19 protein-coding genes are annotated in these 14,077 nt (G+C 57.3%); 13 read left to right on the top strand and 6 right to left on the bottom strand.

All coding sequences use genetic code 11. From position 1 onward, the window contains the following. The first annotated feature begins 74 nt into the window (after nucleotides 1-74). Nucleotides 75-572: a hypothetical protein gene (locus FHW68_RS27175; RefSeq protein WP_260296349.1), complete on the top strand. Its 498-nt coding sequence runs from the start codon at nucleotides 75-77 to the stop codon at nucleotides 570-572. Between the two features lie 203 nt (nucleotides 573-775). Beyond that, nucleotides 776-1,231, top strand: a complete 456-nt coding sequence (locus FHW68_RS03460) for a DUF2214 family protein (protein WP_095631494.1) — start codon at nucleotides 776-778, stop codon at nucleotides 1,229-1,231. Between the two features lie 191 nt (nucleotides 1,232-1,422). Here FHW68_RS03460 and csrA read toward each other — a convergent pair whose 3' ends face one another. Next, nucleotides 1,423-1,617, bottom strand: coding sequence for a carbon storage regulator CsrA (csrA, locus tag FHW68_RS03455; protein WP_007905913.1), 195 nt, complete (start codon nucleotides 1,615-1,617; stop codon nucleotides 1,423-1,425). A 248-nt stretch (nucleotides 1,618-1,865) separates the two neighbouring features. Between csrA and FHW68_RS03450 the strand changes: the two genes are divergently transcribed. Further along, nucleotides 1,866-2,231 (top strand): penicillin-binding protein activator LpoB, encoded by a 366-nt coding sequence (locus FHW68_RS03450; RefSeq protein WP_095631493.1) that lies wholly within the window; start codon nucleotides 1,866-1,868, stop codon nucleotides 2,229-2,231. Between the two features lie 69 nt (nucleotides 2,232-2,300). Here the strand turns inward: FHW68_RS03450 and FHW68_RS03445 are convergent, their stop codons facing one another. From FHW68_RS03445 to FHW68_RS03435, 3 genes are all read right to left on the bottom strand, one after another. After that, on the bottom strand, nucleotides 2,301-2,990 hold the full coding sequence (locus tag FHW68_RS03445; protein ID WP_095631492.1) for an endonuclease: 690 nt from the start codon (nucleotides 2,988-2,990) through the stop codon (nucleotides 2,301-2,303). A gap of 4 nt (nucleotides 2,991-2,994) precedes the next feature. Further along, on the bottom strand, nucleotides 2,995-3,285 hold the full coding sequence (locus FHW68_RS03440) for a DUF1654 domain-containing protein (protein WP_095631491.1): 291 nt from the start codon (nucleotides 3,283-3,285) through the stop codon (nucleotides 2,995-2,997). A 162-nt stretch (nucleotides 3,286-3,447) separates the two neighbouring features. Next, nucleotides 3,448-4,536 carry an asparaginase gene (locus tag FHW68_RS03435; RefSeq protein ID WP_095631490.1) on the bottom strand — a complete coding sequence of 363 codons (1,089 nt, stop codon included), beginning with the start codon at nucleotides 4,534-4,536 and terminating at the stop codon, nucleotides 3,448-3,450. 328 nt (nucleotides 4,537-4,864) lie between these two features. On the opposite strand from FHW68_RS03435, the gene FHW68_RS03430 reads away from it, so the two are divergent. The 8 genes from FHW68_RS03430 to FHW68_RS03395 all read left to right on the top strand — a co-directional run bounded on the left by FHW68_RS03430 (nucleotide 4,865) and on the right by FHW68_RS03395 (nucleotide 12,481). Continuing rightward, nucleotides 4,865-5,317, top strand: a complete 453-nt coding sequence (locus FHW68_RS03430) for a hypothetical protein (protein ID WP_183679030.1) — start codon at nucleotides 4,865-4,867, stop codon at nucleotides 5,315-5,317. A gap of 179 nt (nucleotides 5,318-5,496) precedes the next feature. Beyond that, nucleotides 5,497-6,453 (top strand): sugar ABC transporter substrate-binding protein, encoded by a 957-nt coding sequence (locus tag FHW68_RS03425; RefSeq protein ID WP_095631488.1) that lies wholly within the window; start codon nucleotides 5,497-5,499, stop codon nucleotides 6,451-6,453. A 55-nt stretch (nucleotides 6,454-6,508) separates the two neighbouring features. Then, on the top strand, nucleotides 6,509-8,062 hold the full coding sequence (locus FHW68_RS03420) for a sugar ABC transporter ATP-binding protein (RefSeq protein WP_183678799.1): 1,554 nt from the start codon (nucleotides 6,509-6,511) through the stop codon (nucleotides 8,060-8,062). Further along, entirely contained in the window at nucleotides 8,059-9,036 is a 978-nt protein-coding gene (locus FHW68_RS03415) for an ABC transporter permease (protein ID WP_183678797.1), read from the top strand. Before FHW68_RS03420 ends, FHW68_RS03415 begins: the two co-directional genes overlap by 4 nt. A 3-nt stretch (nucleotides 9,037-9,039) precedes the next feature. Next, nucleotides 9,040-10,059, top strand: coding sequence for a LacI family DNA-binding transcriptional regulator (locus FHW68_RS03410; protein ID WP_095631485.1), 1,020 nt, complete (start codon nucleotides 9,040-9,042; stop codon nucleotides 10,057-10,059). Between the two features lie 41 nt (nucleotides 10,060-10,100). Then, the gene (rbsK, locus tag FHW68_RS03405) at nucleotides 10,101-11,018 is read left to right on the top strand and encodes a ribokinase (protein WP_095631484.1); all 918 of its coding nucleotides are present in this window, start codon (nucleotides 10,101-10,103) and stop codon (nucleotides 11,016-11,018) included. Further along, nucleotides 11,015-11,419, top strand: coding sequence for a D-ribose pyranase (gene rbsD / locus FHW68_RS03400; protein ID WP_183678794.1), 405 nt, complete (start codon nucleotides 11,015-11,017; stop codon nucleotides 11,417-11,419). Before rbsK ends, rbsD begins: the two co-directional genes overlap by 4 nt. A 33-nt stretch (nucleotides 11,420-11,452) precedes the next feature. Continuing rightward, nucleotides 11,453-12,481, top strand: coding sequence for a nucleoside hydrolase (locus tag FHW68_RS03395; RefSeq protein WP_183678791.1), 1,029 nt, complete (start codon nucleotides 11,453-11,455; stop codon nucleotides 12,479-12,481). A 39-nt stretch (nucleotides 12,482-12,520) separates the two neighbouring features. On the opposite strand, the gene FHW68_RS03390 is transcribed toward FHW68_RS03395, so the two are convergent. Beyond that, complete coding sequence (locus FHW68_RS03390) at nucleotides 12,521-12,727, bottom strand: hypothetical protein (RefSeq protein WP_095631481.1); 207 nt, start codon at nucleotides 12,725-12,727, stop codon at nucleotides 12,521-12,523. A gap of 131 nt (nucleotides 12,728-12,858) precedes the next feature. Between FHW68_RS03390 and FHW68_RS03385 the strand changes: the two genes are divergently transcribed. Continuing rightward, nucleotides 12,859-13,164, top strand: a complete 306-nt coding sequence (locus FHW68_RS03385) for a hypothetical protein (RefSeq protein WP_183678789.1) — start codon at nucleotides 12,859-12,861, stop codon at nucleotides 13,162-13,164. A 140-nt stretch (nucleotides 13,165-13,304) separates the two neighbouring features. Beyond that, a complete protein-coding gene (locus FHW68_RS03380; RefSeq protein ID WP_095631479.1) occupies nucleotides 13,305-13,622 on the top strand; it encodes an I78 family peptidase inhibitor in 318 nt (105 codons plus the stop codon). Nucleotides 13,623-13,694: 72 nt separating this feature from the next. Here FHW68_RS03380 and FHW68_RS03375 read toward each other — a convergent pair whose 3' ends face one another. Next, nucleotides 13,695-13,907, bottom strand: a complete 213-nt coding sequence (locus FHW68_RS03375; RefSeq protein WP_003179963.1) for a cold-shock protein — start codon at nucleotides 13,905-13,907, stop codon at nucleotides 13,695-13,697. Nucleotides 13,908-14,077: the final 170 nt, after the last annotated feature.

The following is a 14,077-nucleotide window of genomic DNA, read 5'->3' as shown; positions in this document are numbered from 1 at the left end:
TCGTCGGTTTTTGAACTGAATGCCACCGAAACAGTCAATTACTCCGTGCAATATCAACCACACGGAATCTCCCCATGTTATTAAAAAACAAGAGTTTTGCAGCCGTCATGTCGTGCGTGATGATGCTCGCAGCCGCCCCATTATTGCCCGCTGACCTGTCCATCATGAGTTCCGCCTATGCGAAAGGTGGTGGTGGTGGTGGTGGTGGTGGTGGTGGTGGTGGTGGTAACGGCGGCGGCAATGGTGGTGGCAACGGTGGTGGCAATGGCGGCGGCCACGGCGGTGGCCACGGTGGTTCCGGCCATTCCGGTGGCGTCAGCAATGGACACGGCAATGGCTTGAGCAGTGATCACGCAGGCAAGGCTGTACGCGACCGTGGTCTCAGTGGCAACCACTACGGTAGCGATCGTAATGGTGATCGCGGCCATGGTTCAGTGACTTCGGGTATTGCAAATTCCAGAGATACGCGAGGAGTAACGAAGGCCTCCGCCATTTCGGCCTCTACGCCCGGTGATCACAATGCGAAAGGTTTAAGCAACGCTCGCACTTCGACTTCAAAAAGAACCGATTAAGTCCAAAACTCTCAAAAAGCCGGGTATCCAATCAGGAGCCCGGCTTTTTTGTGCGTGCTATTTGCCAATTGGGCATGACATTGAAACACCCGCCTATGGCGGTGGTGATGTGCGGGTGATCAGTGAAATCGGGTGCGTGGGCAAATCCCCTCGGATGGGCTACTACTGTAGGGCTGTTCAACTTCCCTGTAAGGAGTATGTCGATGCTGGCTCACTGGTTTCTGGCGGCGATTCACCTCTTGGCCTTTGCGCTCGGCTTCTGGGCGGTATTGACCCGCGGTATGGCGTTACGTCGTCTGGTTGCCGGGACGGGGGAGGCACGCAGGGTTTTGGGGGCGGATAATCTGTGGGGGATCTCTGCCGTCATTCTCCTGGTTACGGGCGTGATGCGCGCTTTTGGCGGGTATGAAAAAGGCACTGACTACTACCTTCATCAACCGCTGTTTCACCTCAAGATGACACTCTTCGTCCTTATTCTACTGCTTGAGATTGCACCGATGGTGACGCTGATCAAATGGCGGATTGCCCTGGGACGTGGGGTAGCGATCGATACCGGTCGCGCAACGCTATTTGCCCGTATCAGTCATCTCGAAGCGCTGCTGCTGGTGCTGATGGTTGTGGCCGCCACGGGCATGGCGCGTGGGGTCGCGTTTGGCTAGCCGGGAAGGAGGAAGCCGTTTCTCGCAGCAAATCCGAAACGTCTGACAGTCAGGCATGAGGCGAGGCGCTAGTATCAACTCCATCGCGAAGGCATGGCAAAGGAGGCTGGGCGGAGAGCGATGCGGTTGCTTGAATCTTTAGCCAGCCGTTATTCGAGGCTGAATAGGCTGGCTACTGACTACAGCAGGATTCAGGGTGTTTGTGGCTTGTCTGGGGCGGTCAGGCCAGCCTGAATACGTTGATAAATTTCTTCGCGATGCACCGCAACGTCTTTCGGGGCGTTGATGCCAATCCTGACTTGCTGGCCGCTAACGCCCAGAATGGTGATCGTTATGTTGTCACCGATGTTTATGCTTTCACCGACTTTGCGGGTGAGTATCAGCATGGTTTTCTCCTTGATTGCTTGTAGGGCACCTGATTTGGACAGTGCAGAGGTCGGTATAGGTATAGATTAGTGCGAAGTCTCGCGGTTTGGGTGCCTCTTTCTGACGCGCAGATGCTGCATTAATTCCCAAGGCGTAACTATACAGAGGCCGCAACCATCATTCTCGTTGTTTTGCGCCCCTTTTGCGGCGCTCGAGCCGGATCCATGAGTGTTAAAATCGTCGTTTTCAGCATTCAGAGGGAAGCGTTGTGCGCAAAGTGGCCTTGGTAATCGCAGTATTGATGTTGGTCGGGTGCGATGAGGCTAAGGAGGTTGACGCTCAAAAGCCGCAACCGACAGTTACCTCCGCGCCTGCAGCGACAACAGGTCCACAATGGGACGTCGAGGTGCGCGGCGAAACCCCCCAGGCGGTCAGCGACCTGAGCGGCTGGTTGATTGAGCATAGCTTCGTTTCCAGCGTCATCAGGGAGAATGGAAAGGTTCGGATCCTGATAGGGCCGTTTAATTCGGAAGCCGAGGCACAAGCCAAACAAGCTGAAGTGACGGCAGCGCTCACCCGGGCAAAGAAAAGGAATATCGAGTCGCTGGTGGTCGAACACCCGACGGCTCAATAAAAAACAGCGGTGGAAACGAACAAAGGCCTGAGGTGTGATGCCTCAGGCCTTTGTGTTTTCAGCGGCTGGTCAGTTGCAGGTTTTCAAGTCCACCGGGCCGACAAATTCGTTGCCGCGCCCCATCACGCAAGCAACGCTCTGATTGCGTTGGCGTTCCCAGGCCTGTACCGGATAGGTCTTGTTCCAGGCTTCATACAGTTGCCGATCCTGTTTTGACAGGCGCAAGCCGTATTGCTTGCTCATGTAGAAATACGTCCGGGCAATCATGCCGCGAATGGAAGGGCGGGGCATGACCTTCTTCGCCTTGAAGTCGACCTGTGTCAGGCATGAACCGTATTGACCCGATTGTACGGGCAACCAGCCGAAGCTGAAGTTGCTTCGATCGCCATTCACCTCGCCGATGCTCGGCACCAGATTGTGCAGATCGGCCTCGGCTTTCTGATAGGTCGGGTCGTACCGCGTACAGTTCTTGCGACCACCTTGTTGCCAGCACTCGCGCTGATGGCCGATCTGCCAGGCCGGAACAATATGCTCCCATTCGATGCGCGAGGCGCGTTTGGCATTTTTGCGCGGCACATAACCGCAAGCCGCGAGGTCTATGCGGTTGCCAGTGTATTTGCAGCCGCAATAAAACTCGGTGGATTGCGGAGCGTACAATTTCCACGCGACTTTCTTGGCTTCGTTGAAGGTGCGTGGTGCGCCAGCCTGGGCGCCGAGGGTGATACACAGAAGCAGTAAAGCTAACCAGCGGACACTCATTGACTCAGTCTTCCTTCGGCACAACCCAGAAAACCTGCACACCACCATCATCGCGATGAGCAAGGGTGACGTTGTCGTTCTCGTCGATTTCCTCGAGCAAGCGTTCCCACTCATCCACCGATTCATCCGGAAGACGGAAGATCAGTGCCGCTTTGGCTTTTTGAGCGGTGGGGGAATTGATGATTTTCTGAACGCGCATACCCAGGCGTTCGTAGGTATCAGGAGAGGAAGAGCTAGTGGCCACGGAATTATCCTTATTAAGCTGTACGTGCATACAGTATTTAACTGTAGGCATTTTCGCAACTGCTTAAAATTCAAGAAAATCCTCTGACAGTAGTTTTTTCCGTTTGGTGTAGGACGATGGGAAATTTTTTATCGGAATAGTTCTTGAACCACTCGCCAAGGCTGGCGAGTGGTGACTGCGTTGTCTGACCGGAACAGGTCGGACGAGGGGGGATCAGTATTCCCAGAACATCCGTTGCAGCTCTTTGCTGTCGTTGGTCTTGGTCAATGCGACCATGGCCAGGATGCGGGCTTTTTGCGGATTCAGGTCATGCGCCACCACCCAATCGTACTTGTCGTCAGGCTGTTCGGCGTTACGCAGCACGAAACCACCGGCATTGACGTGGGAGGAACGAATGATTTGCACGCCGTCCTTGCGCAGGGCTTGCAGAGCGGGAACCACGCGTGACGAAACCGAGCCATTGCCGGTACCAGCGTGAATAATGGCTTTGGCGCCCGATTGAACCAAGGCTTTGTAGGCGGTATCGCTGACGTTGCCATAGGAGTAGGCAATTCCGACGTCAGGCAGGGTGGTGATGGTTTTGATGTCGAACTCCGAATCCATCGTGTGGCGCTTGGCCGGCAAGCGGAACCAGTAGGATTTGCCTTCGACCACCATACCCAATGGACCCCAGGCACTCTTGAATGCCTCAGTCTTGATATTGATCATTTTGCTGACGTCGCGACCCGACTGAATTTCATCGTTCATGGTCACCAACACGCCTTTGCCGCGTGCGTCTTTGCTACTGGCCACCGCGACGGCGTTGTACAGGTTCAGCATGCCATCGGCCGACATGGCGGTGCCTGGGCGCATGGAGCCGACGACGATGATCGGCTTGTCGGTTTTTTCCACCAGGTTGAGGAAATACGCCGTTTCTTCCAGCGTGTCGGTGCCATGGGTAATAACGATGCCATCGACGTCACTGCTGTCGGCCAGCTCAGCTACCCGACGACCCAGTTGCAGCAGGTTATCGTTGGTGATGCTTTCGGAAGCGATCTGCATCACCTGTTCGCCGCGAACGTTGGCCAATTGACTCAGTTCCGGAACCCCTGCGATCAACTGTTCGATACCGACTTTCGCCGCTTGATAGGTGGCGCTGTTGGCGGCGCTGGCACCCGCGCCGGCGATGGTGCCGCCGGTGGCCAGGATCACCACGTTCGCCAGTTTCTGTTTTGTTTCGACTTCTTTTGCCTGAAGGGCGGTCGGAAGGAGAAGCAGAAGGGCCAAAGCGCCCGGAATAAAAGTGTTGAAGGCAGATTTCATTATTGTTTTCTCTAGTAGTGAGACAGCCAAATTCATCTAGAAGCGCCCCAGGCAGATCTGAACGCCGGGGGTGTAGAGGAAGAGCAGGATCTGTACCAGCCTGGCATTCAACAAGAAGATCTTTTAACCCCATGATTTTTATATAAATTATTGAAACATCCAGAAAAGTGTTCGCGCTCCCTCGTCCGGGATCCCGAACATGGGTGACTTTTTCGTTCGGCTCTCCGACCTCCATTTAGAAAGTCGCCTTGCAAAATCGGCAATCAGTGCTAAAGAAACTCCCGCTCAGGTCGATGCTCCTTTAAAGGGATCTTTTCCAGGAGTTCACATGTCGTTAACTGTCGGTTTTCCAAATGCAGGTGCCATCACTGTCGCGGGCAAACCAGCGGCGACCATCAACGCCTTGAGTGAGGCGACGTCCGACGCTTCAGCCCAAGCCTTGGGTGAAGAGGCGGGTAGTGAGAATCAAGTCAGAACCGGTGGCGGTACGCAAACTCAAGGCGAAACCAAATCCGGAAAAAGCAGCAATCAAAGCATTGCGGTGCAGATACTGCTCAAACGCATGCAGGAACTTCAGCAGCAATTGCGCGAACAGCAGCAGCAACTTGCCGCGGCTCAAGCAGCGAATTATCCGACTCCGGAAGCCAAAGCCACCGCGGTCATGTCGATTCAGGGGCAAATTGCCGATACCAGTGCTGCGCTTGCGCAAGTGACGGGCAATCTGGTGAAAGAGCTGGCCAAGGGTTCCAGCAGCGGCAATCTGGTCAGCACCACGGCGTGATGTAAAAGGCCAGCCGAGCCACAAAACCGGTCGTTGACAAAACGCCACAGCCTTCGCATAGTTCGGTCTACGCAAACGTTTGCGCGGTTGTCTTAGGGCTTGATCCAGTGAGGCTCAGGGTTCCAGGCAACGTCCAGCGCAAGTGTTGCTCAAAATAATCATAAGATCGGAGTGAACCCATGAAGCTGCCATTCGCTGGACGTCTTCTTGCTGTCGCCATGCTGGCTGCCGCATCCGCTGCATTGCCCGTCTCTTCGGCTTTCGCCCAAACCCCTGAAAAACCGAAAGTCGCCTTGGTCATGAAATCCCTGGCCAACGAATTTTTCCTGACCATGGAAGACGGCGCCAAGGCTTACCAGAAAGACCACTCCGGCGATTTTGAGCTGATCTCCAACGGCATCAAGGACGAAACGGACACGGCCGGCCAGACGCGCATCGTCGAGCAAATGATTTTGTCCAAGGTCAACGCATTGGTCATCGCGCCGGCAGATTCCAAGGCTATGGTCCCGGTCATCAAGAAAGCGGTTGATGCCGGCATCACCGTGATCAACATTGATAACCAGCTGGACCCGGCCGTGGTCAAAAGCAAAAACATCACCGTTCCATTCGTAGGCCCGGATAACCGCAAAGGCGCGCGTCTGGTGGGTGAGTACCTGGCTAAACAGCTGAAGGCTGGTGACGAAGTCGGCATCATTGAAGGCGTTTCCACCACCACCAATGCCCAGCAGCGTACGGCGGGCTTCAAGGATGCGATGCAAGCGGCGCAGATCAAAGTCGTGTCCCTGCAATCCGGTGATTGGGAAATCGACAAGGGCGGCAAAGTTGCCTCGTCGATGCTCAGCGAATACCCGAACATCAAGGCTCTGTTGGCCGGCAATGACAGCATGGCCGTCGGCGCAGTATCTGCTGTGCGTGCGGCGGGCAAGGCCGGCAAGGTGCAAGTGGTCGGTTACGACAACATCAACGCCATCAAGCCAATGCTCAAGGACGGTCGCGTGCTGGCCACCGCCGACCAGTTTGCTGCCCGGCAAGCGGTGTTCGGCATCGAGACGGCGCTGAACATCATCAACGGCAAGGCAGTCGATAGCGGCGTCAACGGCGTCATCGAAACTCCGGTAGAACTGGTGACCAAGTAGTCCTTCTGGCGACACAACGGTGCTCGCCTCCTGGGCGAGCACATGGAGCGTTTTTATGTCAGTTTGCGCCCCGAGCGCTGTCCTCTCGGTCAGCGGGATCGGTAAGACCTATGCCCAACCTGTTCTCACCGGCATCGACCTGACGCTGATGCGCGGCGAAGTGCTGGCGCTGACCGGCGAGAATGGCGCCGGTAAAAGCACCTTGTCGAAGATCATTGGCGGGCTGGTTACACCGACTGCCGGCCAGATGCAATTTCAGGGGCAGGACTACCGCCCCGGCAGCCGGGGCCAGGCCGAAGAGTTGGGCATCCGCATGGTCATGCAGGAACTCAACCTGTTGCCGACATTGTCGGTGGCGGAAAACCTGTTTCTCGATAACCTGCCCAGCCACGGTGGCTGGATCAGCCGTAAACAACTGCGCAAGGCGGCGATCGAGGCCATGGCCCACGTCGGCCTGGACGCCATCGATCCGGATACGCTGGTTGGTGAGCTGGGTATTGGTCATCAGCAAATGGTCGAGATCGCTCGCAACCTGATCGGCGATTGCCACGTGCTGATTCTCGACGAGCCGACAGCAATGCTCACAGCCCGTGAAGTCGAAATGCTGTTCGAGCAGATCACGCGCCTGCAGGCTCGTGGCGTGTCGATCATCTACATTTCCCACCGCCTCGAAGAACTGGCAAGGGTCGCCCAGCGCATCGCGGTTCTGCGTGACGGCCATCTGGTCTGCGTCGAACCGATGGCCAACTACAGCAGCGAGCAACTGGTCACACTGATGGTCGGCCGTGAATTGGGCGAGCACATCGACATGGGGCCGCGCAAGATCGGCGCGCCGGCCTTGACGGTCAAAGGGCTGACCCGTTCCGATAAGGTTCGCGACGTATCGTTCGAAGTGCGCGCCGGTGAGATTTTCGGGATTTCCGGTTTGATCGGGGCGGGGCGCACCGAGTTGTTGCGCTTGATCTTCGGTGCCGATACAGCCGACAGCGGCACCGTCGCGCTGGGGGCGTCAGCTCAGGTGGTGAGTATCCGTTCGCCGGCCGACGCGGTTGGTCATGGAATTGCACTGATCACCGAAGACCGCAAGGGCGAAGGCTTGCTGCTCACGCAATCGATCAGTGCCAACATCGCCTTGGGCAATATGCCGGTGATTTCCAGCGGTGGCTTCGTCAACAAGGATGACGAGATTTCTCTGGCCCAGCGTCAGATCAACGCCATGCGCATCCGCAGTTCCAGCCCGGCGCAATGGGTCTCGGAACTGTCCGGTGGCAATCAGCAGAAAGTCGTGATCGGCCGCTGGCTCGAGCGTGATTGCGCGGTGATGCTGTTCGATGAGCCGACCCGTGGCATCGACGTTGGTGCCAAGTTCGATATCTACGCATTACTCGGTGAGTTGGCCCGTCAGGGCAAGGCGCTGGTAGTGGTATCCAGCGACCTGCGTGAACTGATGCTGATCTGCGATCGCATCGGTGTGTTGTCGGCAGGGCGTCTGATCGACACCTTCGAGCGGGACAGCTGGACCCAGGATGATTTGCTTGCCGCCGCGTTCGCCGGCTACCAAAAACGTGATGCGCTGCTCAACGAAGCCGCGCCTAGGGATCTTCCATGAATACTGCATCTTTGGCCGGCAAACGTAGTGGCAATTTTTATGGCCTCGGTACTTATCTGGGCCTGGCCGGTGCCTTGCTGGCAATGATCGCGCTGTTCTCGATCCTGAGCAGCCATTTCCTGTCCTACGACACCTTCAGCACCCTGGCCAACCAGATTCCTGATTTGATGGTGTTGGCGGTCGGCATGACTTTCGTATTGATCATCGGCGGTATCGACTTGTCGGTGGGGTCGGTACTGGCGCTCGCGGCCTCGGCGGTCAGCGTAGCGATTCTCGGTTGGGGCTGGAGCGTTTTGCCTGCGGCTTTGCTCGGCATGGCGATAGCGGCATTGGCCGGGACCATCACCGGCTCGATCACCGTGGCGTGGCGGATTCCGTCGTTCATCGTGTCCCTCGGCGTGCTGGAGATGGCGCGAGGCCTGGCCTATCAGATGACCAGTTCGCGCACTGCCTATATCGGCGATGCCTTCGCCTGGCTGTCCAACCCGATCGCGTTCGGCATCTCGCCGTCATTCATCATTGCCTTGCTGATTATCTTCATCGCCCAAGCCGTGCTGACGCGCACCGTTTTCGGTCGTTACCTGATTGGCATCGGCACCAACGAAGAAGCCGTGCGCCTGGCCGGGATCAATCCGAAGCCCTACAAAATCATGGTCTTCAGCCTGATGGGGCTGCTGGCCGGGATTGCTGCGTTGTTTCAGATCTCGCGCCTGGAAGCGGCGGACCCCAACGCCGGCTCCGGTCTGGAGCTGCAAGTGATCGCCGCGGTGGTGATCGGCGGCACCAGCCTGATGGGCGGACGCGGTTCGGTCATCAGCACATTCTTTGGCGTCCTGATCATCTCGGTATTGGCGGCCGGTCTGGCGCAGATCGGCGCGACCGAACCCACCAAACGCATCATCACCGGGGCGGTTATCGTGGTGGCGGTGGTGCTTGATACTTATCGCAGTCAGCGCGCAAGCCGGCGGACCTGAGTCATGGCAACGATCAAGGATGTAGCGGCACTCGCAGGCATTTCCTACACCACGGTTTCCCACGTGGTGAACAAGACGCGGCCGGTCAGTGAAGAAGTGCGTCTGAAAGTCGAGGCGGCAATCCAAAGCCTCGACTACGTGCCCAGCGCCGTGGCCCGGTCATTGAAAGCGAAAACCACCGCGACCATCGGGCTGCTGGTGCCCAACAGCCTCAACCCGTACTTCGCTGAGTTGGCCCGGGGCATCGAGGATTACTGCGAGCGCAACGGCTATTGCGTCATCCTCTGCAACTCCGACGACAACCCGGACAAGCAACGCAGCTACCTTCGCGTGTTGCTGGAAAAACGCATTGACGGCCTGATCGTTGCCTCGGCCGGCGGGGATAGCGGTCTGGCCGAAGGTCTGGCGGGTGTGCGTACGCCGATGGTGATCGTCGACCGAGGGCTGGAAGGTCTCGATGCCGATCTGGTGCGCATCGATCATGAATACGGTGCCTACCTGGCGACCCGGCATCTGCTGGACTTGGGGCATCGGGACATCGCCACGATCGGCGGCCCGGCGAACACCAGCGTGGCGCAGATGCGTCTGGCCGGTTATTGCCGCGCCTTGAAAGAGGCGGGCGTCGAAGTGCCTCGCGAGCGCAGGCTGGAAAGCGACTTCACCAGCACCGGTGGTTACAACGCCGCGGCGATCCTGCTGGAAAAGAATCGACCCAGTGCGATCTTTGCCGGCAACGACATGATCGGCATCGGTGTATTGCGCGCCGCCGCCGAACGCAATATTCGTGTGCCCAGCGAGTTGTCGGTGATCGGCTTCGACGATATCCAGATGAGCCGTTACGTCTATCCCGCGCTGACCACCGTTGGCCAATCGATCCTGCAGCTTGGCGAGATGGCAGCCGAAGTGCTGTTGCGCAGGATTGCCACGCCGGATCTGGCAACCGATCAGCGCATCGTGACGCCCAGTATTGTCCTGCGCGAATCGACTGCGCCGCTGGCCGGTGCATTCTCGCAATACCGCTGAACCCAAAAGCACGCTGAAACAGAATTGACGAGTAGTGATGTATGCCAGCAAAAGTAGTGGTGATAGGCAGCCTGAACATGGACCTGGTAACCCGGGCGCCGCGGCTGCCCCGTGGTGGTGAAACGCTGATCGGCGAATCGTTTGCCACGGTTTCCGGCGGCAAGGGCGCGAACCAGGCCGTGGCCGCGGCGCGGCTGGGGGCGCAGGTGTCGATGGTCGGTTGTGTCGGCAATGACGCCTATGGCGAAACGCTGCGCGGGGCGTTGTTGGCCGAGCAGATCGATTGCCAGGCAGTCAGCACGGTCGAAGACTCCAGTGGCGTGGCATTGATCGTGGTCGATGACAACAGTCAGAACGCAATCGTGATTGTTGCCGGTGCCAACGGTTCGCTCACGCCCGAAGTCATCGACCGTTTCGACGCGGTGTTGCAAGCGGCGGATGTCATCATCTGTCAGCTGGAAGTGCCAGATGCCACGGTCGGCCATGCTCTGAAACGGGGTCGTGAATTGGGTAAAACCGTGATTCTCAATCCGGCACCGGCCAGTCGCCCCCTGCCGGCGGATTGGTATGCCGCCATCGATTACCTAATACCCAACGAAAGCGAAGCCACGGCCTTGAGCGGATTGCCAGTGGATTCCCTGAGTACTGCTAAAACCGCAGCGACCCGTTTGATCGCCATGGGCGCGGGCAAGGTGATCATCACCCTTGGCGCCCAAGGCTCGGTATTGGCCGATGGCACACGCTTCGAACATTTCCCGGCAGAGAAAGTGAAAGCGGTCGACACCACCGCGGCCGGTGACACATTCGTCGGTGGTTTCGCCGCGGCGCTGGCGACCGGCAAAAGCGAGGTCGATGCAATCCGTTTTGGCCAGATCGCCGCTGCGCTGTCGGTCACCCGGGCTGGCGCGCAACCTTCGATTCCCACCTTGTCCGACGTACAGGCCTTTAAAGCACCATGAAAAAGACCCCTTTGCTCAACGTCGCGCTGTCGCGGCTGATCGCTTCCCTGGGTCATGGCGACACGGTGGTGATCGGCGACGCCGGCCTGCCGGTTCCGCCTGGCGTCGAATTGATCGACCTGGCCTTGACCCACGGGATTCCGGATTTCATCAGTACCTTGAAGATCGTGCTCAGCGAAATGCAGGTCGAAAGCCATGTGCTGGCCCATGAAATTATGGATAAGAAACCGTCGGCCCTGAGCGTGCTGGATGAGCTGAATGCCGACGGTGCGCTGGGTCGACGCGAATTGCTCAGTCATGACCAATTCAAAGTAGTCAGCCGACAGGCACGGGCGATTGTTCGTACAGGCGAATGTCAGCCGTACTGCAATATCGTTTTGGTGGCTGGCGTAATGTTTTAACGACCCGCTTTTCCCATGCGCAAGGAGTGCGCTATGTATCGCTATGCTCAGAAACTGCACCATCTGCTTTGGAGTCTGCTGCTTTTGGCCCTGATTACCGCAACAAGCGCCCACGCGGCGGAGAAGATCGACCTGATCATCGACACCGATCCGGGTGCCGATGACGTGGTCGCCTTGCTGTTTGCCCTGGCATCGCCGGAAGAGCTGAATATTCGTGCGCTGACCACCGTTGCGGGCAACGTGCGTCTGGACAAGACATCGCGTAATGCGCGTCTGGCCCGCGAGTGGGCGGGGCGCGAGGAAGTGCCTGTTTATGCTGGCGCGCCGAAACCCATGATGCGCACGCCGATCTATGCTGAGAACATCCACGGTAAGGAAGGCCTGTCGGGTGTCGTGGTGCACGAACCGAAAAAAGGCCTGGCCGAAGGCAATGCGGTCAATTATCTGATCGATACCCTGAAGTCCGCCAAACCCCACAGCATCACCATCGCCATACTCGGTCCACAGACCAACCTGGCGCTGGCGCTGATCCAGGCGCCTGAAATCGTGCAGGGCATTAAGGAAGTGGTGATCATGGGCGGTGCGCACTTCAACGGCGGCAACATCACACCGGTGGCCGAATTCAACCTGTTCGCTGATCCGCATGCCGCGCAAGTAGTACTCAAAAGTGGCGTCAAGCTGACCTATCTGCCGCTGGACGTGACCCACAAGATCCTGACCAGTGAAGCGCGCCTGAAGCAGATCGCCGCCCTGAACAACAATGCCGGCAAGCTGGTAGGCAATATCCTCAATGAATACATCAAAGGCGACATGGAGCATTACGGCATCCCGGGTGGTCCGGTGCATGATGCCGCCGTCATCGCTTACCTGCTCAAGCCCGAGTTGTTCACTGGCCGCTCGGTCAACGTCGTGGTTGATAGTCGCGAAGGGCCGACCTTCGGCCAGACCATTGTCGACTGGTATGACTGCCTGAATGCACCGAAAAATGCCTTCTGGGTTGAAAGCGGCGACGCTCAGGGCTTCTTCGACCTGTTGACCCAGCGTCTGGCTCGCTTGAAGTAGGTCATGGAATCCGCAGGTGCCCGCCTGCGGTCTTTTACTCTATTCGGTTTCTGTTGCGCCCATATAGTTGGCGGGGTACTTCTCGAGAACCTGTTTGATGAATGTCTGGGCGGCTTGTGTTCCCAGTTCCTTGACCAGCAAATCGATGCCAATGATTGCCAGCTCTTCCGGGCTACCCGGGCTATAAGAGCTGTGGCCCTGTGGCCACTTGGCTTTGATGTCGGCGTCGATGCTTACGGTGGTCATGATGGCGCTCGTGAAGTCGGAAAGGCTGAGTATCGAGTTAACCATTTTGCGCGGCGTTTGGCACTCCGACTTAGGCATGAGGGGAGGGCTATGCGACACTTGGTCTTTGACGAATTTTCAAGGACCGTGCTGTGCAGATCGATTTGAACACTCCCGACGGCTTGACCCTCGAAGCGGTGCGTCAGTTGCTGGCCTCTGCCAGCGATGATGTACACACTCAATTGCGGGTCACCAAGGGCGGCATCGCCTATATTTCGTCGGGTATTGTGGGTGGCACGGACATCGACGGGTTGCTGTTTCGCCTGGAAACCTGGGCCAAGGGGTCCGGTTATGTCGGATTGGTCGCAGCCAGCGACGAGGTCTGGGTGATGCAGATTTTCAATGCGCTCAAGGAAAACTGGCCGAAACCGCCTTTCGACTACATCGACGTCTATTGAGCGCTGTTCATATTCAGTCACGATTGAGGGATAAACGGCGTGCCGATGCTCAGGCACACTCGCCGCTGTCCGGTTCTGAAACCAAACGCCAAAATGGCGGTCGCACGATCTCAGCTTAACTATTGAAAAAAGGAGGCTTCATGCCTTGGAAGCTCGCGTCATTGGGTACTTTGTTGGCCGCCACCTTGCTGGCCGGTTGCAGCAGTACGTCCACCGAGTCGGCAAAGGACCCTGTGGCGACCGATACCGGCCACAGCCGTTGTGAGGCCAAAGCTGCCGAATTCACTATTGGCAAAAAGGCTTCGCCCCAATTGCTGGAGCAGGCACGTACCCGCGCAGGCGCGCAGAATGCCCGGTTCCTTAAGCCTAACGATATGGTGACCCTGGAATACCGCTCCGATCGCCTGAACCTGAACACTGACAACAACCTGGTGGTCACCCGCGTCAACTGCGGCTGATTGCTTCAGGCTTTTATTTCGCCCATAAAAAACCCCGTCACATGGACGGGGTTTTTTTAGTGCGCCAGGAAATTACTCTGGGCGGACTTGTGCAGCTTGCATACCCTTTTGGCCTTTCTCAGCCACGAAGGAAACGGTCTGGCCTTCTTTCAGGCTTTTGAAACCGTCGCTTTCGATAGCTTTGAAGTGTACGAACAGGTCGTCACCGCCACCTTGAGGAGTGATGAAGCCGAAGCCTTTTTCATCGTTGAACCATTTAACGGTGCCGGTTTGGCGATTAGACATGGTGTATCTCCAAGAAACATATATTTTCAGTAGTACTGTGCTGCTCAGGCCAACTGGGCACACCGGAGTATCATAGTCGAAATGTTCGCTTTGGGAGCCCCCCGGCTGTGCTGTTTGCCCCACAGTCGTGTTTTCTTTGTTGCTTTGTTTGGCTGAAAGCCCCGGTTTAA

Source organism: Pseudomonas sp. Tn43, assembly GCF_014192635.1.
GTDB lineage: Bacteria > Pseudomonadota > Gammaproteobacteria > Pseudomonadales > Pseudomonadaceae > Aquipseudomonas.
The sequence above is the reverse complement of the archived record's forward strand: the minus strand, read 5'-3'. Positions and strand labels throughout refer to the sequence as shown.

Coding starts and splice junctions, on each gene's coding strand:
- FHW68_RS27175 (WP_260296349.1), top strand. CDS start 75: ATGTTATTAAAAAACAAGAGTTTTGCAGCCGTCATGTCGTGCGTGATG.
- FHW68_RS03460 (WP_095631494.1), top strand. CDS start 776: ATGCTGGCTCACTGGTTTCTGGCGGCGATTCACCTCTTGGCCTTTGCG.
- csrA (WP_007905913.1), bottom strand. CDS start 1,617: ATGCTGATACTCACCCGCAAAGTCGGTGAAAGCATAAACATCGGTGAC.
- FHW68_RS03445 (WP_095631492.1), bottom strand. CDS start 2,990: ATGAGTGTCCGCTGGTTAGCTTTACTGCTTCTGTGTATCACCCTCGGC.
- FHW68_RS03440 (WP_095631491.1), bottom strand. CDS start 3,285: ATGCCTACAGTTAAATACTGTATGCACGTACAGCTTAATAAGGATAAT.
- FHW68_RS03435 (WP_095631490.1), bottom strand. CDS start 4,536: ATGAAATCTGCCTTCAACACTTTTATTCCGGGCGCTTTGGCCCTTCTG.
- FHW68_RS03430 (WP_183679030.1), top strand. CDS start 4,865: ATGTCGTTAACTGTCGGTTTTCCAAATGCAGGTGCCATCACTGTCGCG.
- FHW68_RS03425 (WP_095631488.1), top strand. CDS start 5,497: ATGAAGCTGCCATTCGCTGGACGTCTTCTTGCTGTCGCCATGCTGGCT.
- FHW68_RS03420 (WP_183678799.1), top strand. CDS start 6,509: ATGTCAGTTTGCGCCCCGAGCGCTGTCCTCTCGGTCAGCGGGATCGGT.
- FHW68_RS03415 (WP_183678797.1), top strand. CDS start 8,059: ATGAATACTGCATCTTTGGCCGGCAAACGTAGTGGCAATTTTTATGGC.
- FHW68_RS03410 (WP_095631485.1), top strand. CDS start 9,040: ATGGCAACGATCAAGGATGTAGCGGCACTCGCAGGCATTTCCTACACC.
- rbsK (WP_095631484.1), top strand. CDS start 10,101: ATGCCAGCAAAAGTAGTGGTGATAGGCAGCCTGAACATGGACCTGGTA.
- rbsD (WP_183678794.1), top strand. CDS start 11,015: ATGAAAAAGACCCCTTTGCTCAACGTCGCGCTGTCGCGGCTGATCGCT.
- FHW68_RS03395 (WP_183678791.1), top strand. CDS start 11,453: ATGTATCGCTATGCTCAGAAACTGCACCATCTGCTTTGGAGTCTGCTG.
- FHW68_RS03390 (WP_095631481.1), bottom strand. CDS start 12,727: ATGACCACCGTAAGCATCGACGCCGACATCAAAGCCAAGTGGCCACAG.
- FHW68_RS03380 (WP_095631479.1), top strand. CDS start 13,305: ATGCCTTGGAAGCTCGCGTCATTGGGTACTTTGTTGGCCGCCACCTTG.
- FHW68_RS03375 (WP_003179963.1), bottom strand. CDS start 13,907: ATGTCTAATCGCCAAACCGGCACCGTTAAATGGTTCAACGATGAAAAA.